Annotated in this window: 24 protein-coding genes; 7 read left to right on the forward strand and 17 right to left on the reverse strand. The window is 64.8% G+C overall.

The genetic code is table 11. The features are described 5' to 3' along the window. Positions 1 to 64: 64 nt before the first annotated feature. On the reverse strand, positions 65 to 430 hold the full coding sequence (locus JRN21_04485; GenBank protein ID MDG6988566.1) for a hypothetical protein: 366 nt from the start codon (positions 428 to 430) through the stop codon (positions 65 to 67). 457 nt (positions 431 to 887) lie between these two features. Then, positions 888 to 1916, reverse strand: coding sequence for a hypothetical protein (locus tag JRN21_04490; protein MDG6988567.1), 1029 nt, complete (start codon positions 1914 to 1916; stop codon positions 888 to 890). Between the two features lie 63 nt (positions 1917 to 1979). On the opposite strand from JRN21_04490, the gene JRN21_04495 reads away from it, so the two are divergent. Then, positions 1980 to 2426, forward strand: coding sequence for a hypothetical protein (locus JRN21_04495; GenBank protein MDG6988568.1), 447 nt, complete (start codon positions 1980 to 1982; stop codon positions 2424 to 2426). A gap of 48 nt (positions 2427 to 2474) precedes the next feature. Further along, entirely contained in the window at positions 2475 to 3161 is a 687-nt protein-coding gene (locus JRN21_04500) for a hypothetical protein (protein ID MDG6988569.1), read from the forward strand. Positions 3162 to 3373: 212 nt separating this feature from the next. Here the strand turns inward: JRN21_04500 and JRN21_04505 are convergent, their stop codons facing one another. Continuing rightward, positions 3374 to 4147, reverse strand: a complete 774-nt coding sequence (locus tag JRN21_04505; GenBank protein MDG6988570.1) for a hypothetical protein — start codon at positions 4145 to 4147, stop codon at positions 3374 to 3376. A 766-nt stretch (positions 4148 to 4913) separates the two neighbouring features. On the opposite strand from JRN21_04505, the gene JRN21_04510 reads away from it, so the two are divergent. Next, complete coding sequence (locus tag JRN21_04510) at positions 4914 to 5201, forward strand: GNAT family N-acetyltransferase (protein ID MDG6988571.1); 288 nt, start codon at positions 4914 to 4916, stop codon at positions 5199 to 5201. Positions 5202 to 5259: 58 nt separating this feature from the next. Here the strand turns inward: JRN21_04510 and JRN21_04515 are convergent, their stop codons facing one another. From JRN21_04515 to JRN21_04555, 9 genes are all read right to left on the reverse strand, one after another. Then, entirely contained in the window at positions 5260 to 5589 is a 330-nt protein-coding gene (locus JRN21_04515) for a hypothetical protein (protein ID MDG6988572.1), read from the reverse strand. Next, positions 5586 to 6443 (reverse strand): CBS domain-containing protein, encoded by an 858-nt coding sequence (locus JRN21_04520; protein ID MDG6988573.1) that lies wholly within the window; start codon positions 6441 to 6443, stop codon positions 5586 to 5588. The genes JRN21_04515 and JRN21_04520 overlap by 4 nt, the downstream gene beginning before the upstream one ends. Positions 6444 to 6491: 48 nt before the next feature. Further along, positions 6492 to 6863 (reverse strand): hypothetical protein, encoded by a 372-nt coding sequence (locus JRN21_04525; protein ID MDG6988574.1) that lies wholly within the window; start codon positions 6861 to 6863, stop codon positions 6492 to 6494. 147 nt (positions 6864 to 7010) lie between these two features. Next, on the reverse strand, positions 7011 to 8093 hold the full coding sequence (locus JRN21_04530; GenBank protein ID MDG6988575.1) for a TIGR04084 family radical SAM/SPASM domain-containing protein: 1083 nt from the start codon (positions 8091 to 8093) through the stop codon (positions 7011 to 7013). A 363-nt stretch (positions 8094 to 8456) separates the two neighbouring features. Then, positions 8457 to 9233 carry a hypothetical protein gene (locus JRN21_04535; GenBank protein MDG6988576.1) on the reverse strand — a complete coding sequence of 259 codons (777 nt, stop codon included), beginning with the start codon at positions 9231 to 9233 and terminating at the stop codon, positions 8457 to 8459. Positions 9234 to 9249: 16 nt separating this feature from the next. Next, the gene (locus JRN21_04540) at positions 9250 to 9798 is read right to left on the reverse strand and encodes a hypothetical protein (protein MDG6988577.1); all 549 of its coding nucleotides are present in this window, start codon (positions 9796 to 9798) and stop codon (positions 9250 to 9252) included. Between the two features lie 3 nt (positions 9799 to 9801). Further along, entirely contained in the window at positions 9802 to 10359 is a 558-nt protein-coding gene (locus JRN21_04545) for a type IV pilin (GenBank protein ID MDG6988578.1), read from the reverse strand. A gap of 56 nt (positions 10360 to 10415) precedes the next feature. After that, the gene (locus JRN21_04550; GenBank protein MDG6988579.1) at positions 10416 to 12266 is read right to left on the reverse strand and encodes a hypothetical protein; all 1851 of its coding nucleotides are present in this window, start codon (positions 12264 to 12266) and stop codon (positions 10416 to 10418) included. A gap of 12 nt (positions 12267 to 12278) precedes the next feature. After that, positions 12279 to 12821 (reverse strand): hypothetical protein, encoded by a 543-nt coding sequence (locus JRN21_04555; protein ID MDG6988580.1) that lies wholly within the window; start codon positions 12819 to 12821, stop codon positions 12279 to 12281. 233 nt (positions 12822 to 13054) lie between these two features. On the opposite strand from JRN21_04555, the gene JRN21_04560 reads away from it, so the two are divergent. Continuing rightward, on the forward strand, positions 13055 to 13894 hold the full coding sequence (locus JRN21_04560) for an alpha/beta hydrolase (protein ID MDG6988581.1): 840 nt from the start codon (positions 13055 to 13057) through the stop codon (positions 13892 to 13894). On the opposite strand, the gene JRN21_04565 is transcribed toward JRN21_04560, so the two are convergent. From JRN21_04565 to JRN21_04580, 4 genes are read right to left on the reverse strand one after another with little or no spacing between them, the layout of a single operon-like run. Then, positions 13875 to 14855 (reverse strand): hypothetical protein, encoded by a 981-nt coding sequence (locus JRN21_04565; GenBank protein ID MDG6988582.1) that lies wholly within the window; start codon positions 14853 to 14855, stop codon positions 13875 to 13877. The genes JRN21_04560 and JRN21_04565 overlap by 20 nt on opposite strands. Positions 14856 to 14862: 7 nt before the next feature. Then, the gene (locus tag JRN21_04570) at positions 14863 to 15726 is read right to left on the reverse strand and encodes a type II secretion system F family protein (GenBank protein ID MDG6988583.1); all 864 of its coding nucleotides are present in this window, start codon (positions 15724 to 15726) and stop codon (positions 14863 to 14865) included. Position 15727: 1 nt separating this feature from the next. Beyond that, complete coding sequence (locus tag JRN21_04575) at positions 15728 to 16624, reverse strand: type II secretion system F family protein (protein ID MDG6988584.1); 897 nt, start codon at positions 16622 to 16624, stop codon at positions 15728 to 15730. Next, positions 16621 to 18201, reverse strand: coding sequence for a type II/IV secretion system ATPase subunit (locus JRN21_04580; protein ID MDG6988585.1), 1581 nt, complete (start codon positions 18199 to 18201; stop codon positions 16621 to 16623). The genes JRN21_04575 and JRN21_04580 overlap by 4 nt, the downstream gene beginning before the upstream one ends. Positions 18202 to 18658: 457 nt before the next feature. Here JRN21_04580 and JRN21_04585 point away from each other — a divergent pair, with 457 nt between their 5' ends. The 3 genes from JRN21_04585 to allB all read left to right on the forward strand — a co-directional run bounded on the left by JRN21_04585 (position 18659) and on the right by allB (position 22916). Then, entirely contained in the window at positions 18659 to 19444 is a 786-nt protein-coding gene (locus tag JRN21_04585) for a hypothetical protein (GenBank protein ID MDG6988586.1), read from the forward strand. A 46-nt stretch (positions 19445 to 19490) separates the two neighbouring features. Then, positions 19491 to 21416 (forward strand): glycosyltransferase family 39 protein, encoded by a 1926-nt coding sequence (locus JRN21_04590; GenBank protein MDG6988587.1) that lies wholly within the window; start codon positions 19491 to 19493, stop codon positions 21414 to 21416. A gap of 102 nt (positions 21417 to 21518) precedes the next feature. Continuing rightward, positions 21519 to 22916, forward strand: coding sequence for an allantoinase AllB (allB, locus tag JRN21_04595; GenBank protein ID MDG6988588.1), 1398 nt, complete (start codon positions 21519 to 21521; stop codon positions 22914 to 22916). On the opposite strand, the gene JRN21_04600 is transcribed toward allB, so the two are convergent. After that, complete coding sequence (locus JRN21_04600; protein ID MDG6988589.1) at positions 22861 to 24114, reverse strand: amidohydrolase family protein; 1254 nt, start codon at positions 24112 to 24114, stop codon at positions 22861 to 22863. The genes allB and JRN21_04600 overlap by 56 nt on opposite strands. Positions 24115 to 24118 lie beyond the last annotated feature (4 nt).

The following is a 24118-nucleotide window of genomic DNA, read 5'->3' on the forward strand; positions in this document are numbered from 1 at the left end:
GGTCAAGGCAGCCGTCGGCATAAAAAACCTCCGAAGCGGCCTACGGCGCGCCACCCGGGCCGGTTCAGAACGCCGCCGAGAACTCTGCCGTGTCCTCTTCTCCGACTTCCTCGAGAATCTTCTGGTAGGCGTACATCACGCTCGACCCCTTCAGGGTGAGCTCGTAGCGCTTCCTGGTCCCTTCGGTCACCCACTTCAGCAGCCCCCTCTCTATCATCTGCGTCAGGTGCGTCTGCAGCGCGACCCAGGACAGGTTGGCCTTGTACATGATCTGGGTCGGCTTCTCCGCCCCGGCCTTGATGACCTTCAGCATGTCCATCCTTATCTCGAGCTGAGACCTCCGAGAAAGGACCTTTCTCTTGTCAGACATCGGAGTCTGCACCTGCAGCTCCGTTTCGCGGCTCCCGGCGTAGAGTCCTAGTTCAGCCATCTTGCTTACCAACCATCCATCCTCGAGGGGTTATCTTGGTGTGTCCGCACCCGCCGTGCATACACGCAGACGGCAGATTCAGGTCAGGATTACAGAGTCGGAGTCCACGTGTTGAAAATCCTTCAGCAATCGTCGACCTCCCGTACGGTCCGTAACAAAAAAGAGCGAACAGGTGGGCCATTCTTCTAGTTCGCCTCGCCCCTCTTCAGCGCTCCCAAGACGGGTTTCGAACCGTTTTCCGAGGGGAAGGCGTTCTGGCACCCTTGAGGTCGCATGAACATGTCCATGGCTCGCATATGCGTTTACTAATCCGGGCATTATAAGTGCAGAGGAGGTCAGATATGGACGCAGAGTACATCTTTGCCGGAGTCCAATAGGCGGGCCAGGGTTGGACGGCGGGCGGGCCGCGGTCTCCGCCCCTCTGCGACCCGACTGGCATCAGGGCGCGGAGGCGGGCCTAAAGCAGCGCGGGGAGGTAGGCTATCAGGCCGATTATCACCTGGAGCGCGACTGCCTTTCTGAGGGGGACCCCCTCCCGGGCCGCCATCTGGAGCGCGAGCAGGTTCGCGAAGGAAGCTGCGGGCCCAAGGTTTCCGGCCAACCCCGCCTCCACCGCTATCTTCGGCGCGGCCGCCGCGGTCACCCCCGAGGTGCTGACGAGGAGCTGCGTGACGGGGACGTTGCCTATCAGGCTGGACATCATCCCGACGAACGCCCAGGAGTAGGGCTCTTTCCCGGCGGCCGCGGGGGCGACGTAGGCCGCGATCTCCGGCGCGACGAGATACGCCACGACCGCTATCGCCGTGATGAAGCCGTAGAGCATCAGCACGCTCCTGACGTCGAACTCCCTCTTCACGGAGCCGAGCGCCCGCCGGTTGACCGCGAACCCTCCCAGGAATCCTACGCCGAGAGACGCGTAGTCGGGGAGGTGGAACACCTCGGCGGCCAGGACCGCGGCTGTGACAAAGAGGAGGTACGCAGCCGGGGCGGCCGACTTCAGCTTCGTCGTCGCGTCTCTCGGTCCCCCAAGGCGCCAGGCGAGAGGGGCGAGGGCTACGGCCGCCACCGCGGCTGACGCGAGGACCAGCTCCCAGGTCCCCCCGACGAAGGCATGGAAGCCGATGCCGGACGACGCCCAGAGGATGATGTTCTGCGGGTTCCCGATGGGGGTGAGGGAGCTGGCTATGTTTGTGAAGGTGACCTCGGCGACGATCAGCGGGACCGGGTCGAGCCCGTACTGTTTCGCATAGCGGATCAGGGCCGGGGTCAGTATGAGGACGAGGACGTCGTTGAGGATGAACGGAGAGACCACCAGGGTGACCAAGGACACGGCGTAGAGGAGGCCCACCCTCGGTTCGACGTGCGAGAGGACGCTCCTGAGGAAGGAGTAGCCGTCCATGGCCCTGAACTGGGCGGCGATGCCGAAGAGGAGGGCGAGGGAGACGTAGATCGAGAGATCGAAAGGACCGATGGCGAGGACGCTCAACTGAAGAGTAACATTTACGCGGGCAACTACCTCGTTTTATAAGCGGTGCAAGGCGCAAGAACCGTGAAAGCAGTCCCGGCCGCGCTGGCTGCCGGCTTCATCGTCGGGCTGGCGCTGCTAGCTCTTGTGACCCCGGCCGCCGCCGCGCCGACGAGGTCCCCAGCGGGGCTGCTCGTGACGGCCATCCCCCCGACCCTCCCGGCCGACTCCGCGACCCACGAGGCGGTCGTGGTCTCCCTGGTCGACGGGTCCGGGGACCCCACGCTGTCGTTCACGAACCTCACCATCTACCTGTCTTCTTCCAACGCGACGGTCGCGACGGCGCCTGCTTCCGTCACGCTCCTCGCAGGCCAGGCGTTCGTCCCGGTCGCCGTGACCACCACGTCTGTGGCCGGGTCGACCGTCTTCGCGGCCTCGTCTGCGGGGCTCGCGTCAGGCTCCGTCCGCATAGGCACGGTCGCCCCCGCGCCCGACGCCGCGGCGCTGGAGCTCTTCCTCGGGCCGCCTTAGTCGGTCATCTCGCTCTCTGGGGAGGACGAGGCCTACGCCGTCCAGGCGGTGGACGCCGGCGGGAACCCCGCGGTGTCTCAGGGCGGGACGGGGTTCGTGATCACCAGCTCGAACTCGAGCCTGCTGGCAGGAGCCATCTCCGGCGCCATCGCCCCCGGCTCGGACCTCGCATACGGGGAGTTCCAGGTCGGAGGGGCAGGGAGGGCAACCCTCACCGCGCTTGCTCCGAATCTGGCAACGGGGTCGGCGCAGCTCTCTATGGCTTCGGTGCCGGTGGCCTTCTCAGTGACGGCGGACCCCCCATACCTGACGCTGTTCGGGACCGGGTCCGTGACGGTGTCCGTGACCGTCCTGGGGATGCCTTTCCCCGGGCTAACGGCCTTCGTCTCAGCCAGCCAGGGGACCCTCGTCCCGACGGGGAACGTGTCCCTGGGACAGGGAGGCCAGGCCACCGTCACATTCATCCCTTCACAGCAGGGTCCGGTGACGGTCACAGCCTCGTCCACGAGCAGGCTGCTCGGCGCGCTCTCCGGGTCTGCGACGATAGTGGTGACGGCGCAGACCGCCTCGACGACGAAGCCCGCGCCCTTCCCGGCGGGATTCGACCTCTGGCTCTACGTCCCTGTGCTGGCCGTCATCGTAGTCGCCGCCGCCGGGTACCTCGTCGTCCGGACGACCCTGCGGAGGCGCAAACCGACCCCCGAGGATGAGTACCAGGCCGATCCGAAGGCGTAGGCGGGGCCTGCCGGACCGTCTGACCGCCGAAGAGAGCGGCCGCCAAGGCAACACGGTGTCACGACGACCCATGGGAGACCCTAAGAGCGACCGTATACGCTCCGTGACGCAGAGCTGCTCGTCAAGTCTGTCAGGGGCTGGCTTTCCGCCCGCGCAGGCAAGGACGAGGAGACCGACCCCGCGACCTGAAAGCTGGCCCTCGCTGGTCCCCGTCAGCCTATCCTAGCTGTGGTCTCTATCGCGATGCCGTCGCCCTGGACGGTGTGCCTGAACGACTTCGACTTTGGTATCACGCGCCTGAGCTTCTGTATCTCGACCTCCCCCTCAGCCTGGCCGAACCCCTGCGCGAACTTGAACGACATCACCCCGTCCACCACGCTCTTCAGGAAGTTCATGTGCTTCTCCTCGTGCACGCCTTCAGGGAGGGTGACGAAGTGAACCCCGCCGTACCTGTGGGCCGCGCTGACCCAGAACATGACCAGGTCGGTGACCTCCTGCTGCGGGTACACGTTCATCAGGTAGCTCGGGTTGAAGATGCTCCAGCGCCCCTCCTTCAGCTTCTCGACGAAGTCCTTCGTGAGCCCGCCCAAAGACGAGCCCAGCTTTATGACCTCTTCCAGAGGATCGTCCTGCATCACCCCGGCGAGCCCCTGCAGCTGCGGGGGCATGGGCCTGGAGTAGACGAACGACCTGTCGTCAAGGTAGGGACGTATCCCCCAGTGGTAGAGGGCCATGTCCTCCACGACGTCGTTCAGCGGCGTCTCCGGGTTGTAATACACGGCCTTCCCTCCCTTCGACAGATGGTTGTAGACGGCCTGGTCTGCGAAGGTAACGTAGTGGGTCCCCGGGCCCCCTGTGAGGAGGTAGACGGAGCTCTCGGGGAGACCCCCGCCCAGGACGTACTCGAGCCCCTGCAGGCCGAGGTTGGTTAGTTTGATTCCAGGAGCAGACCGTTCGGTGTCCGCGCGCTGGCCTTCGTAGGCCAAAGATATGGGAAAGCGCCTTTATGCCTCCTATATATGCGCTGCGCTCTCCCGGTCTACGATATCATGCGTTTTCTCCGCTGCGCTGTGACGGGCTCGGGGGACGTGATGGCCGTCGTCCCGCTCGGCTGGTCCGAGGAGAAGCGCCCCGTCCATCTCGCGAGCCTCTGGCAGACGAGCGGCCGTCTTCCTCCCGCTGTCGCTCGTCCTTTCCGTCAAGTCCCGTGCTCTTCGCTCTGACGACGGTGCCAGCGACAGCCATCTGCGCCCCTCCTTTGAGCGGGAAGGACAGCGTGTCTGAGAGAAAGGCGGACGTCAGGGACGAGCTCCCCTTCTTCGCGCCCCTTCCGTCGCTGACGCAGTCGGCCGGGCGGCCTTTCGTCGACGCGCTCAGAGGGAGCATGGGGAAGCAGACCTGCCTGCGGCATCGCTCAGGCTCTGAGCCCACACAGCACCACAGCCAAGCATGTGGCCTAACCTGGCGCCGTCCCATTCTTGGCGAGGAAGAGCTCAAGCCTTCTGAAACCCGCCTGCCTGACATTGAAGACGGTTGCGGACGGAAAGGGACGGAGCAAGACCGAGCTGCTCGTCGGAGACCTCAGACCAGCAGATTTCGAGGACATAGCGGGGTACTACTACAGGTTCTATGACGAAGTAAAAGAGAACCGCTTTTCGGCATCGTTCTCGCAAAGGAGGAGCATCCTGTCAGCGTGGAGCTCAGATGGTTCGCCGACCTCTACGAAGGGGCCGCGCGGTGGGGGTGTGCGAAGTGAAGACTCTTGGACGGAAAAGCTCCGAGGTCTCCCACAGGGGAGAGCTCGGGATAGCTGTGGGCGCGGGCCACAGGGGGAAGGGGGTCGGGAGCGCCCTGCTGCGGTCGACCCTCGAAAGGTGCAAGGGGAAGCTGGAGATCGTGGAGCCGACGGTCTTCTCGAAGAACGAAGCTGCCAAGAGGCTCTATGGGAGGTCCGGCTTCGAGAAATACGGGGCGAGACCTTCATCCGTCAAGAGGGGGAACGTGTACCTCGAAGAAGACCTGGTGCGCCTGGAGCTGTGAAGCGGCCGAGTCCGCGCCGTCAGCGCGGCCGCTCGAGGACGTCCTCGGCCCTGCTGCGCTACCCGTTCTCCACGAGAGTTATCCCGTAGGACTTCGCGACCACCTCCTCGACGCCTCCCCGCATGGCGTAACACGGCTCCGCGCCGACGTCGAAGGCCATCGCGAAGAGCCCGACCATCTCTTCGACCGGGTTGTTCCCCCGTTCCTTCATGCAGACGACCGTCCTCTTCTCCCCTCCGCCTTCAGTCTTCTCCGCCAGCAGGTCGAACCGGTGGACGACCCCTGACCTGCCGGCCAGGAGCGCATCGAATCTCACAGTGTATCCGTCTCTCCTGAGACTTTCCGCGAGGTCGTCAAATGACCTCCTGCGTCCAAAGGCCGCACTCACGGTCGGGCGCCCCTTGCCATCTTCAGCTCTCCTGCCTCCCAAGGCTTCATCACCAGGTCCCACGGAGTGACGACCCCCGCGCCTCCTTCGACAGTCAGGCAGACGCCGCTTCCTGGTTTGATGGCGTCTGCCGCATTCTTCACCCGTGCGCCGCCGTCGGCCTCGACCGCTTCCGTGCCGCCTGCATCCTGCAGCGTCGCCTCCAGCATCTTCTCCGGAGCGTCTTTGACGGTGCGGAGCCGCGCCGGGCTGAAGAGGTAGGCGAGGATCTCCCTGTCGGATACGAAGCGGTTCGAGCCCTCGACGCGGACCCGCCTCACCCTCCTCCTGAAGAGCTGGCGGACGGCTTCCCTGAGGCTGGCGCTGCCGGGAAGAGAGAAGACGGGCGAAGAGGCCACGTCACGCAGCCGGAGGCCGGTGCTAAAGAGGCCTTCCTGGTACAAGAGGAGGGCGTCGGCGAGCGTGACCATCCCGAAGGATTCGGCAGACTCGACCAGAGCGTACCCAAACCTCGTCCTCTGGAACGCGTCGAGCACGGCGGCTACCCCGTCTGACCTGACGGGATCGAGGAAGACCGACGCGCTCTCGCACGGTTGAAAGAGGAGCCGATACAGGTCCTTCGGCTCGGTCGCGAGCATCATTTCGAGGAGAGGGTATCCCGCAAACGCCATCCACTTCCCGCCCCTGCTCAGGTACCTGACCCCATCGTCTGTGCTGGATATCAGGAGAACTTCCCGTCTTGGGATGTCGAGCAGCGTCCCGGCGATCACATTGAACGTCCCCTGCTCCACGGTAGGGACCACCCTTCCGAACAGCTCGGGGACCGCTTCATTCAGCCGTAGCAGACCCGTCAAAATCCCCTCCGGTTATACTCGCATGCATCCGCCAGCCAGATTCCCAAGCTAAGCAGTTCCCACGGCCCGCGGTCGTCCTCCCGTCTTCTCCGCTTCATATTCCTTTTGTGTACGCCAGTATCTGAAGATGCCCAGAGAGAGGAGCGCCAGCGAAGCCGCCGTGAGGAGGGAGTGAGCGATGCCCAGGGCGTCAGACGGGACGGAAGACCGCGCCAGGTCAGCTGCGACGGCCAGAACGCGGTCCAGCACCAGGGGGCCCCCGGCGTACAGAATCGGCAGCCATACGCCTCTCTGCATCTTGAGCGCATCTTGGTTGCGGTTGAGCAGGGAGAGGGACCTGACGGCGTAGAACCCGCCCACGGCGGCGACCGCTATGGTCACCGCGTCGAGCGCCAGGTTGACGGACACATGCGCCGACACCGCGGAGGGTTATGGTACCCGGTCATTCAGCAAATTCACCCCCCGCACGGTATCAGCTCCGTGCCGGCCCTGACAGGCGCCTGAAAGACCGCAGCGCGAGTCATTGGTGGCGGGGAGCTCGTGGCAGAGCGTCAGAAGAATCTGCGCCTACGGTATGATTTCGCAGCCGTTGTTGAAGCCGGGATACCGAAGGTCAGAGAGCCCCACTATCCCTCCCTCGACGAGTGCCTCGACCCGCGGCTGAGCCGCTCTGAGCTCCTTCACCAGGTGTCTCACGGTCGAGCAGATGAGGGGATAGCCGTCCTGGCGCAGCAGGTGCTGCGACCTGTTGACGAACAGGCACCTCCCCCCGCAGACGCCGAGTATGTCGCAGGATGCGCATGGTTCCCCCACCGTTGCGATGTTGGCCAGAGACGCGGGGGTGTTCTTGAATATGGACCCCACCACGGAGAAGTCGAAGTCGACGGAGACAGGGCAGGCGGAGATTCTCCCGTCCGGCATGATCGAGAAGAAGTCGAGCCCCGAGCCGCATCGCAGGGCAGACCTTTCGCCGGTGAGCAGCGTTCTCATCACGCCCATGAACGGGACCAGGCCCTCCACCTTGCCCGTCCGCTCCATCTCGTCCACCCACCAGTTGACGAGGGAGGAGATCCCTGAGTTGTACTCATCGAGCCACCCGCGGATGTTAGGTTCCGTCTGAAGCCCGGCCTCCCAGAACATCCCGAAGTCGAGCTGCCAGTGGACATGGTCGAACAGCCGCAGGTCTAGAAGATGGCGGACGTTCTCCCTGATGTCAGTCCCCTGGACCACCGTCATCCTTGCCACCAGGTCTCCCTTGAACCCCCTCGTCCTGATCAGCTCAGAGTTGCGGACGGCGCGCCGATAGACCCCCTTCCCCCTTTGCCCGTCCGTCACGTCCTCCTTCCCGTCTATCGAGACGAGGACGGTGCTGAGCTTCGAGAGGTATCTCGGGTCGACCCCGTCGAGAAGGGTGCCGTTGGTCTGCAGCACGAATCGCCCGGGGACCTCTTCCATCATCGCCTGCATGCTCCCTGTCCGGAGGAGGGGCTCCCCGCCGTAGAACTCGATGACAGGGTCGCTGTCCTGCGACAGGAACGACCTGAGGTCGGACATCGAGTACTGGATCTCCTTTGGGGGGGTGTCGCTACCGCCTCCGCAATACCTGCAGAGGAGGTTGCACTCCTTGGTAAGGATAACGTGGTAGTGCATGCTATGGGGTTGGACCGGGTCTGGGGCCCTCGGATTATAAGGGGTTGCAGGAGGCATGAGAAATTAACTGCATCCCTTCCGGCCCATATCCTCCAGGGTCTATTTCCGTCCGGCCCGTTAAACGCCCCTACCGTCATCGTCTACGGGAGTTGGCCCGACCATGCAGGGAGGTGAAAGCAAGTACACCGAAATGCTCGATGACAGGGACGTAGCACGCTGGTCCGGGAGTCTCTCAGGGGCCGAACTTGTATGTGAGCGATGTCAAGGCTGCCGCTGTGAGGCCGAGGGCGCAGACGAGCCCCCCCGTCAGCGCGACCCGATAAGCCGCGACCGCCCCGAAGAGCCGCCGTGACCGGGCTCCGCTCAAGAGCGCGCCAGCGAAAACATGATCTTCCCATCTTCGAGGCGGAGCTTCTCGACCGAGTACTTCGCCGAGAAGACAACCTCCAAGGCCCCCCTCACGAACCCGATGATGAAGTGGTCCACGTGGTGGTCAGACTTTACTGTGGTGGCAGCCTCGCTGACGCTGGCTTCTACCGTCCCGTCGCTCCCCACGGAAAGGTCCAGGAGCCCCAGCCCGTCGGCCTTGAAGACAGCCTTCACGTTCTCCAGCATCGCCGCGTCGTCGGAGCCCGCCCCCGGCTCCCCGTCCTTGGAGAGCTTCTCCCTGACCTTGACGGTCACCTCCCGCCCCACCGACTCCCCCTCCGCCTGGAGTATGACGTCCCCCCCTGACCCGAACTTGGCGGAGATGGTGTTGACGAGGGCGGCCCAGCTGGAGGCGCCGATGAAGAACCCCCTGTAGTGCCCCCCGCTGGTGAGCGGGAACATCTGGCTCTCGAATATGATCTTCCTCTTCGACTCGGCCCGTATGTCGAGGACGAAGGGCATCGCCCTGAACTCGCTCATGACCCTCTCGGTGTCCACGTCCGCCCCCTGCATCTCCACGAACATGAGGATGTGCCCCACCTTCCTGTCGTCAGAGACCTGCCCGTGCGAGCCGAGGATGTCGATGTTATGCGCCCCCAGGACGTCTGTGATCTTTCCGAGGATGGAGGGCCTGGACTCGACCTTGAAGTAGAGCTCCCAGACGTCGCGGCCGCTAGGTGCGGTGATGCCTAGGACGAGTGGGACTGGCACGGAAGGCACTCCCGGGTCAGCCAGTCTGGCCGGCTACCACGTTGAAGATGAACTTGCCGCCGTCGACGGTGGCTATGGTGACCTGGTAGGAAGTCCCGGAGGAGGTACCAGTAATGCCGTATACGTTCAGCTCGCAGCTGGCCTGCACGGGTTGCGCTGTAGTTACAGGGTAGCTGGTTGCGATAGTTGTCGTCACCGTGCCGCTTACCACGGTGAGACTACTGCTCGTAGTTGTCGCATATGCGCCGCTTGTTACTACATTCTGCGCACCGCACGAACCATAGAAGCTCGTAAGAACCCCGTTGAAGTAGACTGCCGAAACCGTTATCGCGCCGGTGCCCGTGTTCCTGAGGTACATCGTCAGGTAGTTCGGCGGCGAGGTCTGGAAGTTGTATGCGTCGAGGCTGACCTGCTCCGTCAGCTGGTTGACGTGCGAGTTGGTCAGGGTCCCTGCTAGCCCGGTGGTGAACACATAGACTATGACCCCCGCGGCGACTGAAATCGCGATCAGGAGGAGGGTCGCGACTATGGGGCTAACTGCGCGCCTGCGCTGCTGGATCTTCAACGCCTAGCTCGAGCTCCCTGCAACCACGTTGTACGGCGTGATGCCGCCGTCTGCCGTGACAATCTTAACCTGGTAGGAGGTGCCTGCCGAGACGTTACCCAAGTCGAAGAGGTTGAGCTGGCAGGAGCTCTGGGCCGACTGTGGAGCTGGAACGGTGGTTGGCCAAGTGCCGTTGGTAGTCGCGGCGACTGAGGTGCTGCCGCTATTCACAGAAATCACCGCGGTGGAACCCGAGCTGCTAGTCGCGTACCCTGTAGTCGCTGAAACCGAAGTCCCGCAGCTCCCGTAGAACTGCGCCGGCGCCCCGTTGAAGTACACCGACGATAATGTCACGGCCGACGTCCCCGTGTTGCTGAGATAGACCGTCAGGAAGTTGGTTGACTGGAAGTCATAGGACTCGACGGTCACCTGCTCCGTCAGCTGGTTCCCCCCCTGCTTCGTCAGGTTCCCTGAGAGCCCAGTCACGAACACGTATACGATGACCCCCGCAGCCACGGTGATAGCTATGAGCAGCAGCGTGGCGATGATGGGCGAGACCGCCTTCTTCTGCGAGACGTTCATCGGCTCCCGTTGGCGTCCGGGCGCATATAACGGCGGTGAAGAAGTTCTACTCCAGGCTACGGCGGGGTCGCGACGAAGGTGTACTCCGCCCCGGTGGACGTCACCACTATGAACGTATAGCTCCCGCTGGACCAGGCGAAGTTCAGGGTCAGGGAATAGGTCTCCCCTGGGCTGAGGTACACGTCGAACGCCGGAGTCGACGCCGTGTTGTAGTCCACCTCAGAAGTCGAGCCGATGATCCACAGGCTGACGAGGTGCGAAGTCGCCCCCTCGAGGTTGCTGAGGTTCTCGAACCCGACGGTGACGTGGTTCTGGTTAGGCCAAGCGTCGGTCGCCGTGCTCCCGCTCGAAACCGTGAACGTCATGGCGCCGGGGTTGGTCGCCCGCGGCTGTATGACGTAGAAGCGGAACTCCATTGCCCCTACCGGGATGGGAGGTATCGCGGCGTTCCCGAAGACGAGCTCGTTCTGGTTGACGAAGAGCCTCACGTCGAAGACCCCGTTGTTCCAGGTAAAGCTGAAGGGGCCGTTTGATATCGTCGCCGTGTCTATCTGGTTCCAGTCGAAGGCGTAGCTGGCGCTAGGCCCCGTGCCTATGGGCCTCGCCTGAGTGAACTCGTTCACATAGATGTACACGTTGGCCTGGGAGGAGGTGCTCCCGGCGAAGTTGAAGGAAATCTGGGAGAGTATGCCAGGGGATTCCCCGGTGGCCCCGTTAGGGCACTGGGTGGAGTTCGTCGCTTCCTGCGCGGTCAAGCAGGACGGTATGACGTAGTTCAGGGTCTGGTCGACCACGTTGGCGCTGTAGAAGAGCCCTATCCCGATGTCGTCGAAGAACATCCTTGCCTCCTGAAGGCCGTTGTTCCCGCTGACGTGCTTCAGGTTGAATGTAGCATACAGCGCCAGTATGTAGAACCCCGTTGTGACGAACACGTTCTGGGTGGTCCCCGCCGCGGGGCCGCTGTTCGCCAGGAGGGACGTGATGTTAATCCCAGTGGTCTCCACCCATTGGGTGTCCGCGGCGGAAGGGCCAGTGTAGCAGAGCTCCCCTGTGGTGCCGCAGTTAGCCCCTGAGTTCAGCGGGATCGGAATCGTGTAGTTGTTGCCTGCCGGGTCCTGGATGGAGAACTGGACCACGAGCTTGTTGAGCTCGGGGATGCCCAGGTAAAACCCGCTCATGAACCGGGCGTAGCTGAAGTACGCCGTCGGACAGCTCGAAACGCAGGGGGAGGAGACCCCGAAGGTGGTCATATTGACGTACATCTCATACTTCCACTCGACCGTGAACCCCGGGTTGGACGACCCGCTGGGCGGATTGATGTTGGAGCTGATGAATATCACCCCGGGGCCAGACGGGGAGCCTGGCGACCCCAGCGACGTGTCCGTAGGGTCGTAGCCAGCGAGGAGCCCGGAGCTCACTCCAGACCCAGACGGGTAGAACACGTCCGAGGTCCACCCGGACGAGCTCGTGGTGAAGTTCTCGTTCTGTATCGGGGTGTACTCTGCGACTCGGTCCTGCGAGGTGAAGGAGAGGGGGAAGGGGAGGGACGCGGGGTAGGTGGACGGGGGGTTGTGCGTCGCCGTGTGGCAGAGCGTGGAGTAGTAGGGGGACGCGGTGTCGCAGACGGGCTCGTACCCGTTGGTGTAATTGTATGGGAGGAGCGGTGCGGCGATCGTGGGCCCGTTCCTGACGTCGTAGGGCCCCCTGGTGGCGCTCGCGCCGAAGCTCACCCCGGTGATCTGGGTGTTGTCTAGCCCCTTTGCCTGCTGGGCCGCGTCGTATCCCTTCACGGCCGTCTGATACCCCGTGTACTCCTGGAAGACGACTACGAACGTCCCCGCGACGAGGAGGGCGAGGACGAGGAAGATCGCCATCCCGACGACCGTCCCGACCCCCCGCCTCTTCACCCTCATCCTGCACTACGCCTTCCAGAACAGGGTGACCGTGTTCCCCCTCGCCGTAGACACCACTATGTTGTACGCGGTCCCTGAGACCCAGGTGTAGTCCACCTTGAACGAGCATGAGTAGCCCACCCCCACCACGAAGTAGTTGTCTCCGGCGGGGACCGAGCATGTGTTCGTGTCCGTCGGGTTGGGGGGCGCGGCCGCGATCTGCGACGGCCCGCTGAACTCCAGGAACTGCGACCCTGCCCCCGTGAAGCTGGTCAGGTTGCTTATCGCTATGCTGGACACCTCCGTGGTGATCGTCCCCACGTTCCGGACGGTCACGACGACGTTCTGGGTGGGATAGGTCCCGTTGAACTGGACGTACTCCACGACGAACGACTCCTGCAGCTGGCTCGTCTTCAGCCCGATGAGGTTCCCGAACCCTTGGGACCAGTTAGCGAACGCCGCGGACCCGAAGGCGAAGACCACCGTCCCGAGGACGACCACGATCGCGAGCATCAGGAGGGTCGCGACGATCTCGCTGACCCCCTTCCTGCGCTTCCCCTCCATCTTCATCCACTAGGCCCCTCCGCAGGAGCAGAGGGCGCCGCAGAGCCGACAGGTCCAGGCATCTCCCCTGCCGCTCCCTCCGGTGACCATCTCTTCGTCGCGAGGAGCGCGAAGTTCACTTAAAGGAATGTAACATCTCCGAGGACAGCCAAAAGAGAATCTCGCCCCGCCGCGCGTCTGTGCCCCGCAGAGGCGACCGTGACGCTTTTTCTAGCAGCGGCTCCGGCGACGACGCTGGAGTGAAGTCCGTCGGGGCCCACGCCCAGGTGGGCGGAGGGCGGCTCTACTATGAGCTGGCCGGGGAGAGGAGGGACCACGCCGTGGTCCTCATCCACGCCGGCTTCCTCGACAGGAGGATGTGGGACGGGCAGTTCGAGCTCCTCGGCAGGAAGGGGTTCTCCGCGCTCAGGTACGACCTCCGAGGGTCCGGGCTGTCTGACGGGCCCAAAGAAGAATACGACGACGCCGAGGACCTGAAGGACCTCCTCGGCCACGTGGGGGTGAAGGAAGCGACCCTCGTGGGGGTCTCCAACGGCGGGAGCGTCGCCATCGACTTCGCCCTCGAGTACCCCGAGCGCGCGAGGGGGCTGGTCCTGGTGGCCCCCACGGTGGACGGCTACGAGTACGGCACGCCGCAGGAGGAGCAGATGGACCACGCCAGAGACAAGGACTGGGAGCGGTGGGAGGAGGCTGTCAAGGACGGGAGGGTGGACGAGGCGGTCGACATACACCTCTCCATCATGGGGCAGGCGCTGGGGGGCGCCAGGCCGAGGGTCGCGTCGATAGCCAGGGAGAACTACCGCGTCTTCAGCGAGCCGTTCTGGCACCTGCGCCGGACGAAGCCGCGCCCCGCCTTCAAGAGGCTCGGGGAGATCCGGGCGCCGACCCTCCTCGTCTGGGGGGACAGCGACTTCCCCGGCCAGATCACCCTCGCCGAGAGGGTCCACCAGATGATACCGAAGTCGTCCAGGATACTCGTCCGTGGCGCCGACCACCTTGTCAACGTGTCGCAGCCCGCCGCCTTCAACGACGCCCTGCTTTCGTTCCTGAACACGGGCGCTACCGCGGCCGCGCGGTAGCCTCGAGGACCGCCTTCACCTTCTTCACCGCCCCGGACCCGTCGAAGTCTTCCACCACAGAGACCCCGTACCCGGTCTCAAGGCGCTTCGCGTCTTCCGAGGCGGCAGGTATCGTCACCAGCACCGACCGGTTCGGCTTTATGTCGAACGTCTTGGCGAAGAACGCTATCACGGCGCTCGCGTCCACGGGCTTGGTGTCAACGGCCACCTGCAGGGCCACGGTCTCTCCGTCCCTCTTGGCGTAGACGTCGAGGGAGTGCACCGACCCCGACTGCCCCTGCACCTTGGCCGGGGCGGAGACCTCGTACCCCATCTCCGTGAGCATCGCGGCCAGCTCGGGGTCGAGGAGGAGGGTGTTCCTGAGCTCCACCAGTACCCTCTCGTTGACCTCGTAGGTGTCGATGTTGACGAGGGTGAGGTCCGCGGAAGTGAACTCGTGGTTCCCCTCCTTGCAGATGAACACGAGCCTCGGCGAGCTCGTCTTGGAGAGACAGTTCTGGCACTCGTACCAGACCCCCGACACCCTGAGCTCCCCCTGGGTCTTGACGGGCCTGCCGCAGTTGGGGCACTGGAGCGTCCCGTCCTTGTCGAAGCGCGAGTCGTCCCCTATGTAGCCGCAGTAGACGTGCTCCACCAGGGACCGCTTCGAAGAGACCTTCGACCTGCACTTCACGCACTCCACCATCACCATGGGGTCGGCCCTGAGGTGCACCGGGCACATGACGACCTCCCTGCTCGAAGCCTTACGGAGTATCGCCTGCTCCAGCATCTCCTTGATCCACCCGTTCACGTCCACCTCCAGCCCGAGGACCTCGTCCGCCAGCGGGTAGTGGGCCTTCCCGTCCGAACCGATCTTCGGCTCGAGCAGGAGGTTCTCCGTGAGCATGCGGCGGAGGAGCTCCCTGGTGTTGGGGTCGCTGTAGAGCCTCGTCGCGTCTATCCTCGGGCCGGGGGTCTGCACTCCTATCTCATCTCACGAAGACCTGGAAGGCCAGTATCGTAGCCACCACGAGTATCACGATGTGCTTGAACCCGGCCGCGAAAGAAGCTTCGCCGAGCTTCCCTGCGCCCAGCCCCCCTATCACCGCCTCCACCAGGGCGATCTGGAGGAAGGCGCTCTTGATGCTCGAGAGGCTGATCCCCTGCAGCCCTGCGAAGGCCACGGCCGCCCCGGCCGCCGTGCTCTGGGTGCTGATGAGCCCGGAGAAGAAGGTGTCAAGCATCACTATGGCTATGCCGAGGAAGATGAAGACCGCTATGTACGTGGTGAGGGTGTACGGCTTGAGGGTGCCCCTCACTTCCTTCTCTATCTGGTGGAGCTCCATCGTGTGCCTCTGTATCGCCTCCAGCATGTCCTCCACCTTCCCCCCTGCCCTGTTGGCCTCCAGAAGGACCCCGAAGGTCCTCCTAGCCATGCGAGAGTCAAGCCGCCTCAGCTCCGACCTGATGACGTCCTCGAACGGTATCCCCCACGAGAGCTGGGCCGTCATCCGCCGCAGCTCCTTGGAGAGGGGGCCGTAGTCGTTTTCCGCGGCCATCTCGAGGGAGCGGGTGAGGCTGAACCCCGTCTTCGCGTTGCTGGTGACGTCGGAGAGGAACGTGGGGAGGGCGTCGTCCACCTTCTCCCTCCACCTGTTGAACCACCAGTCGACCCCTCCAGGGACCGCCATGAAAGCCACCCCCACGAGGAGGAGCGTCGACAGCAGCGGGAATGGGAGGGCAACCCCCGCGTAGACGTTCAGGGCCACCACAGACCCCATCGCGGCTGCCGCAGCCGCGGCGGAGGCCAGGTAGACCTCCGTCCTCTTCTCGTGCAGCTCCCGGAGCCCCACCTCAGTCCACCTCCTTCCTGACCGTCTGGTCCGCCATTATCAGGGTGAAGAGGCCCCCCACGGGGACGAACACGTAGGCGATGAGGTACATCATCGTCACGATGTTCAGCCCCCCGATGGTCCCGACGATCGCCCCCATCACGGAGAACATGATGAGCAGCAGGAGGGGCGCCACCACCAGCGTGATGGTGTAGATCTCCGCCACCATCCCCACGTTCTCCCCCACCGCCTTCGCCTGGAGCCGCTTGTTCAGCATCATGTTCGACGCCGCCCTCTGCAGGTAGGCGTTGAGGTCGTTCCCGGTGACCGAGGCCGACCTGAACCCTTCGAGGAACTCCCCGAAGGTGTCAGAAGGGGAGCGCTTGATCTCGGCGTCCACGGCCTGCGACAGGTCCATCCCCATGGCGGCCATGTCCCTGACTATCATGCTCGACTCCTCGGAGACCACCCCTCCCTTCTCCTCCCTGGCGAGGACCTCGAAGATCCTCTCAGGGGTGACCCCCGCGGTCGAGAGGACAGACATATGCCCGGCGGCGTAGGGGAGCTCGGCGTCGAGCTTCTGCCCCCTGGAGTGGGCCCTGGAGCTCGGGTAGAAGTAGAACATGGCGAGGCACCCCGCGAAGGCCAGCCCCCCCGACCCCGCCGGGAGGAGGAGGACGAAGCTCAGCCTCATCCCCGCGTAGAACGCCCAGCTGAACCCTGCGAGCGCGCCGGCGACCCCGGAGATGGTCGACAGGAAGAGCGCGCCGGCCACGTAGGCGCGGAAGGTGACCCTCATCCCGCTCATGGCCAGGTCCTTCCTGGTGTCCGCGAAGAAGCGCTCGAACGTCCTGGTGTAGGGGGCGTATAGGACGTAGGACGTCCCCCAGAACCCCAGCTTCGCGGAGCCCTCTTTCATCTGGTCACACCCTCCAGCTCGGCCCCGGCCCTGCTGGCCATGGCGTACGGGTTCGCGTAGAACTCGTGGACGTACTGGCTGACCTCCTTGTACGAGCGGTAGTTCTTGCTCGCCAGCCACTCGAGGAATATCTTCCTGGACTCGATGTCGCGCCTGATCTCGTCGGGCCTGAGCCCGTACCTCTGGTTGATCTTGTCCACCAGCCTGCTCCTCCCCGTGGCGTTGAGCCTGTCGGTCACGGGGTCCCACCTGTACACCTCGTTCATGACCATCTCGTTGGTCCTGTTGTCGTACCCCAGGATCTCGTTGACGCTCACCACGCGCCTCACCGACCTGTCCCCTATCCTGAGCTTCAGCTGCAGGACGACGCAGTCGAGGCTTGTCCCCACCATGCTCCGGGGGATGTTCATCGGCTCAGTGGTGAGCCTGTTGAAGACCGCCTCCACGGAGTCGGCGTGTATCGTCGACATCCCTCCGTGACCGGTGCTGATCGCCTGGAAGAGTGTGAACGCCTCCTTCCCCCTGACCTCCCCCACTATGATGACGTCCGGCCTCTGCCTGAGAGCGTTCCTTACGAGGTCGAAGAGGGTGATCTCCCCGGCCCCTCCTTCCGACCGGCTGACCTCCTGGATCCAGTTCTCCTGGGGCAGAGAGAGCTCCGGTGTGTCCTCGATCGAGATGACCTTCTGCCCGGGCGCGATGAACATGGAGAAGCAGTTCAGCGAGGTGGTCTTCCCGCAGGCCGTCGAGCCGGCCACGAGCATGGAGAGCCGCTTCTCCACGAGATACCAGAGGTATGCCGCGACCTCGGCGTTGACGGTGCCGTATTTGACGAGGTCGACGATTGTGAACGGGTCCGCCTTGAACTTCCTGATGGTGAATGTGCTCCCCTTCTGGGTGATCTCCTTCCCGTAGGTGAGGTGGAGCCTGCTCCCGTCGTCGAGGGACGCGTCGACTATGGGGAGCGCGAGCGAGACGTGCTTCCCCGACACGTAGGCGAGCTTGGACACGAACGTGTCCAGCTCCTGGTCGGACGCGAACGCGACGTTGGTGGGGATGGACTCGTAGTCCCTGTGCCAGACGTAGATCGGGATCTTGGCGCCGTCGCACGAGATGTCCTCTATCAGTGGGTCGAGCATCAGGGGCTCGATCTTCCCCAGGTGGATGAAGTCCCTGGTGAAGTAGTACTGGAGCTTCCTCATGCTGGGCTTCGGTATGTTGAAGCCGTAGGTGTCGGCGAGCCTCGCCACCTTCGCGGAGAGGAACGCCTCCGCCTTCTCCCGGGTCTCTATGCTCCTGAGGTCGACGTCCATCTCCTCTATCAGCAGCTCCTTGAGCTGGTCGAACTGCTTCCGCTCCTGGGAGGTCAGCTCCGGCTCTATCACGATGTACCTGTACCCCTCCACCCCTTCCTCCTTCGATATGGCCCCGTAGACGTTGAGGGCCCCGGTCCTCAGGGGGAAGACCTCCACGAAGTTCTGCGCCGAGTCGCTGAGCATCGCGTTGATGGAGGACCGCTGGATCCCCTTCACAGGGGCGGCGGCCGGGGGCGGGGTGGCAGGCTTGGCCGACCTCATGAAGGCGATGACGACCCCTTCGACGGCCACCACCGCGGCCATGGCCGCGGCCAGCGTCACCATCGCGGATGCGGTCCCCATCCCGAGGTAGTCGGCCACGAGCACGGCTATCGGGAGGCGGGGCACCCCCGAGACGGCCAGGGCGGCCGTCTCGACGAGCAGGTAGCATATCACGGCGGCTAGGGCCCAGAGCCTGATCCTGCCCGGAGTCCCCTCCGTAGGGGCTTTCAACAGTGCAAGACCATCCAAGGTTTTGCTTAAGGTTGTGTAACTTCCGGCCGGGCACACATCAGCGTTTCATGTCGAGGACAGGTCATGCCGCCGGCCAAGGTCGAAGGGAGGTCGCCTGAAGACGCCGTCGCCAGGACCGCCCGGGCTCCGCCTCCAGCGCTTGCGCGCCGGGGGTGTGAACAACTTCTTCACCCGTCTTAAGAACTCCAGCGGGGCGCTTCTCGTCGTGCGCCTGCGTAAGGACGTCAACGTCTACCTCTTCGACCCGACGAGGAAGTACTTCCACATCGTGATCGAGATGGAGAACGTCCCCGGGGCCCTCAGGAACGTCCTCGAGGTGATGCACGGCATCGGGCTCAACGTCCTCGGGAGCTTCTCCTCGGTGGACGGGTCGGCCAGGCTCGGGGTCTGGAGCGGGTTCGTGGAAGACAACGAGCACACGGCCTGGGACCTGAAACAGAGGCTGGGGGCGTCCCCATTCGTCCACGACGCCATGGTGGTCGAGAGCAGGCAGGGGTTCCTTGTCGACGGGGTCCACTTCCCCCTGGCGTTCAACACAGGGACCAGGGCGGTGATGATGGGCGCGAAGTCCCTGGCCAACATGCTGAGCACCGTCAACGAGAAGTTCGGGACCGGAGGGAACGTGATACTGTTCGAAGAGGGGAAGACCTACGGCAAGGACCTGGGAGAGGAGTACCTCCTCAAGCTCGGGGCCGACTTCATCCTCTCCAACTTCGCAGAGGTGGTCAAGCTCTACCAGGCGCTGGGGTGGTTCAGGGTCGAGAAGGTCAGGTTCGACCCCGCCGAGGGGAGGGTCGTCATAGACGCCGGGGAGAGCTTCGAGTGTTCCGGGGTGGAGTCGCGCGTCCCCAGGAGCCACTTCGTCAGGGGGCACCTCGAAGGGATGGTCACCACCTGGCTCGGGAAGCCCCTGGAGAGCAAGGAGGCCCTCTGCGCGGCCAAGGGGGACCGGGTCTGCGAGTTCGTCCTCACGCCGAGGCCGGAAGCGTAGCCGTTCGCCTGCTCAGCTTTTTTAGGCGACTTGGCGGAACAGAACCATGGCGTTCCAAGAACCGAGCGAGGAGCCTGTATCCCGGCTCCTTCTCGGGTTGTTCGCGGGTTCGTCGGCGGCTATCCTCCTGCTTCTCGTCCTGGTCATCATAGTCCATGCCTTGACGTCGGCTCCCAGCCTGGTCCCCGTGGTCGGGGTCCTGTCTGTGACACTCGCGGGGTTCGCGGTGATCTCGATAGCCGACGGGATTTGCTTCGCCTGGAGCCGGTATCCCGCCCACCGGAAGGCCGTGACATTCGTCGTGGCTGTGACGCTCGCGACCCTCCTGGCGCACGCGTACGTGATGGGGACCCCGGGGGTCTCCACTCCCGGATCGGCGTCGGGCGCCGTGGGGACACACTTCGGGAACAGCGAGGTCTCGGTCAACTCCTCCCGGGTCGGGGCCCAGCTGGTGGTGAGCGTCCAGGCTGAGGCCGGGGGGAGCGCCATCGCGAACCTTTCCATCCTGAGCGGCGGCGCCCCTCTCGCCGGGGGCGGGTTCGTCCAGCCGCCCAGCTACTCTTCGCCGCTGGAGCCTGGGAACACCGCCACTGGAATGTGGACCCTGGGGCCAGGGGAGACTGTCGCCAACGTCACTGTCGACTACCGCTCCCTCACCTGCTACGACTCCACGGACCAGGTGTACGGGTGCATAATGGACGAGGTCTTCTACGTCCCTGCCGCCCAGCACATGCTCGCCGGCGCGCAGTGCCAGCAGGGGGTCCCCAGGAACGACCCGGCGTACTGCAACCCCGAGCACCCGCCCCTCACTAAGGCGCTCGTCGCCGCGGGGATGGCGGTCTTCGGAGAGTACAACACGGTCGGCTGGAGGGTGATGCCCGCCCTCCTGGGGTCGTTCAGCATCCCCCTCGTCTTCGGGATAGCGTGGAAGGTGTCCGAGAGCAAGAAGATAGCGGCGCTGTCCGCCCTCCTGCTCGCCCTCGACGTCCTGTTCTTCTCCCAGTCGAGCGCCGCCCTCCTCGACATCCCGCCCCTCTTCTTCGAGCTCGCCGCGTTCTTCGTGGTCGTCGCGGGGGTGAAGTGGTGGAAGTTCGACAGGTACTTCTTCGCGGGGGTCCTCATGGGGCTCGCCGGGCTGGCCAAGGAGACGGCGATCTTCCCCCTGATGGGGCTCCTGACCTACATCCTCCTCTTCGGCGACGGGATCAGGCTGAGGAGGGTGTACTCGGTGCTGAAGGTGGCGCTGGTCGTTATAGTTGTGTTCTCGGTCGGGCTCCAGGCCTACGACTCGGCCCTGGCGTCCCAGTCATACCAGCTCTTCTCCCAGCAGATAGCCTACCTCCTCTCCTACGGGGCGAGCCTCACAGGAGGGTGCCCCTGGTCCTGCGGATGGACCAACACGGTCACCGGGGGGTACATCACCCCCTTCAACTGGGTCACCTACTACTCTCCCATCGGGTACTACCTGGTCTCCGTGACGGTCAACCCCGGCAACCTGCACTACGTGTCGGTGGGGTACTACGGGGTCACCAACCTGCTCGAGACCTGGACGATCTACGTCTGGGTCCCCCTCGCCGCGTACGCCCTCTACAGGCACCGCCGCAAGGAGAAGCAGCCCAGCCTCGACCAGTTCACAGCCGCGGAGGGGGCGGCCCCGCCCGCCGCTGAAGCGCCCCTCGCCGCGCAGGGGACCCCCGCAGACCTGAAATTCGCGGGGCTTGCCCTCACCATGTTCGCCTGGACGTTCCTGCCCTACATCGCGCTCTTCTTCGCAGGGAGGGTCACCTACCCCTTCTACATCATCGACGCGGTCCCGTTCATGGCGATGGGGACCGCCTACTGGCTGTCGAGGAAGTGGTTCCCGAAGTGGCTGGTGTGGGTGTACCTGGCGTTCGTCTTCGTCTTCTTCCTGGTGTACTTCCCGGACAAGGCGTTCCTCCCGGTCGGGCTGAGGGTGCTCCTCGGGCACTGACCGGTCCCGGAGAGGCCCGCGGCCCAGGGTGCGGGACGGAGCAGGGGCCAGAGCGTCGGCGCCTGGCGCACGCTTAAAATGAGAAGCGGGCCGGGACAGAGTGTGCCCGCGTTCGACCTGGTCGTCCGGAACGGCCTTGTGGTGAGGGCGAGCGGCCCCTTCGAGGCCGACGTGTACGTGTCCGACGGAAAGGTCGCCGCGGTCTCGAGGTCGGCCTCTGCGTCCAGGCAGGCAGGCAGGGCCGTGGACGCGAGGGGGGCGCTGGTCCTCCCCGGCCTGATAGACTCTCACGTCCATTTCCGCGACCCGGGGATGACCCAGAAGGAAGACTTCGTGACCGGGAGCAGGGGGGCGGCGGCCGGGGGCGTCACCGCGGTCTTCGACATGCCGACCACCCTCCCGGTGGTGACCGACGTCGCGAGGTTCCGGCAGAAGGCGGCGGCGCTGGAAGGGAGGTCATTCGTCGACTACGGCCTCTACGCGGCCGCGGGGCCGGGGAACCTCGGACAGCTGGGGCCGCTGGCCTCGGCCGGCGCTGTGGCGTTCAAGACCTACGCCGTCGCCCCTCCCCCCGAGCGGGAGGGGGAGTACGAGGGCGCGTTCGTCAGGGACTCTGGGGAGCTGCTGCAGGTGATGGACGCGGTCTCGAAGACGGGGCTCGTCCACTGCCTCCACGCGGAGGACAACGGGGCGGTGCGCTTCCTCTCAGGCAAGATGAAAGGGGAAGGGAGGAGGGACCCGATGGCCCACTACGACTCGAGGCCGAACTTCACCGAGGTGGTCTCCGTCTACGAGGCCGTGGCCTTCGCCGAGGCGACGGGGGCCAGGCTGCACGTGCTGCACATGAGCACCGGCGAGGCCGTGGCCGTGGTCGCGGGCGCGAAGAAAAGGGGGGCCGCGGTGACAGGTGAGACGTGCCCCCACTACCTCTGGTTCACGAAGGAGGCGCTCCTGAAGTTCGGGCCCTACGCGAAGTACAACCCTCCGCCGAGGACCAGGCGCGACGTCGACGCCCTGTGGAGGGGGATAAGGGAAGGGGTCGTCGACACTGTGGTCTCGGACCACGCGCCTCACTCGGAGGAGGAGAAGAAGGTGGGGTTCGAGGACATCCTGAGGGCTCCGGCCGGGACCCCGGGGGTCGAGCTGAGGCTCCCGTTCATGCTCACCAACGCGGAGCGCCGCGGCCTCTCCGTCGCCGACGTGGTGAGGACGACGTCGACGGCCGTCGCGCGCATCTTCGGCGTCGGGGGGGCGAAGGGGGACGTGAAGAAGGGGCTCGACGCGGACCTCGTCCTGGTCGACAGGAAGAAGGAGTGGACCGTGAAGGCCGAGGAGCTGCAGACCAAGGCCCGGAAGATGGTCCTCTTCGACGGGCTCAGGATGAAGGGGAGGGTCAGGGCCACCATCCTCAGGGGGGAGACCGTCTACGAGGACGGCGTCGGCTTCACGGGACCGGGCGGCTCCATGATGCGGGGGCCGAGGGCCCGGGGACCGAGCTGACCTCGTTTTCGTAGAGGACGGCGCCCTTCTTGACGACGAACCTGGCGACCGTCCTGCGCCGCAGGCACTCCCTCGGCGTCTCCGCGTCCAGGACGTTGAAGTCGGCCCTCCCCCCCGGCGAGAGGCCGTACCCCTCGAGGCGCATCGTCCTGGCGGCGTTGTACGTGTCCATCCTCAGGACGGACGCGAAGTCTTCCGACGAGTTGAGCTGGCCCTCGTAGGCGAGCAGCCAGCCGTTGCGGAGCGGGTCGAAGTCGCCGAACGGGTTGTAGGGGTCGACCAGGTTGTCGAGGCCGTACGAGACGTTGACCCCCGCGCGGAGGAGCTCCTTGATCCTCGTCACCCCCCTCCCCAGGGGAGGCGCCTTCGTGAAACCGCTCACCATGGCCGTGCAGGGGTTCGTGACCACGTTCAGCCCCGCTCTCCTGATCAGCCCGATGGTCGCCGCGGCCCTGGCGTCGTCCATGTAGGCGAGGGAGATGAGGTGCGAAGCCGTCGCCCTCCCTCCGAGCCCCAGGGCGCCCACCCTCTCCGCGAAGCGCTCGACCGCGGCGGTGGCGGGATTGACGTCGCAGTGGCAGTCGACGTCGACCCCCAGCTCCGACGACATCTTGGTGACGAGGTCGGTGTGGGCGTCCATGGACTCCTGCGACGTCTCTGTCTCCGGGATCCCTCCGAGGAGGTCGGCCCCCTCTTCCAGGGCCCGGGCAAGCAGCTCGGACACCCCGGGGGACCTCAGGATCCCCTCCTGGGGGAAGGCCACGACCTGAAGGTCGACGACCCCTTCGAACTCCTTCTTCACCTTCGCGAGCGCCCTGACCCCCGTGAGCCCAGATGTGCCGTCGACGTCCACGTGGGTCCTCACGAAGGTCACCCCCCCGGCCACGGCGAGGCGGAGGGCCCGGCGCGCCCGGGCGGCTATGTCTTCGGCCGTGAACCCCTTCTTCGCCTCGCGTATCCTCTCCCTCGCCTCCTGGATGGTCTTGGACTCGGGCATCCGCTCGGCCAGGAACGCCTTGTCCAGGTGGACGTGCGGCTCGACGAAAGACGGGAGGACCAGGCAGCCGCCGGCGTCTATCTCCGTCTCCCCTCTCCCCGGCACCGAGGGCTTGACCGCGACTATGGCGCCCCCTTCGACCCCGATGTCGACCGTCCCTCCCCCGTCCGGGACGCGCGCGTTCCTGACGACCAGGTCCATGGCC

This window comes from Nitrososphaerota archaeon, assembly GCA_029785825.1.
Lineage (GTDB): Archaea > Thermoproteota > Nitrososphaeria > Nitrososphaerales > Gagatemarchaeaceae > UBA183.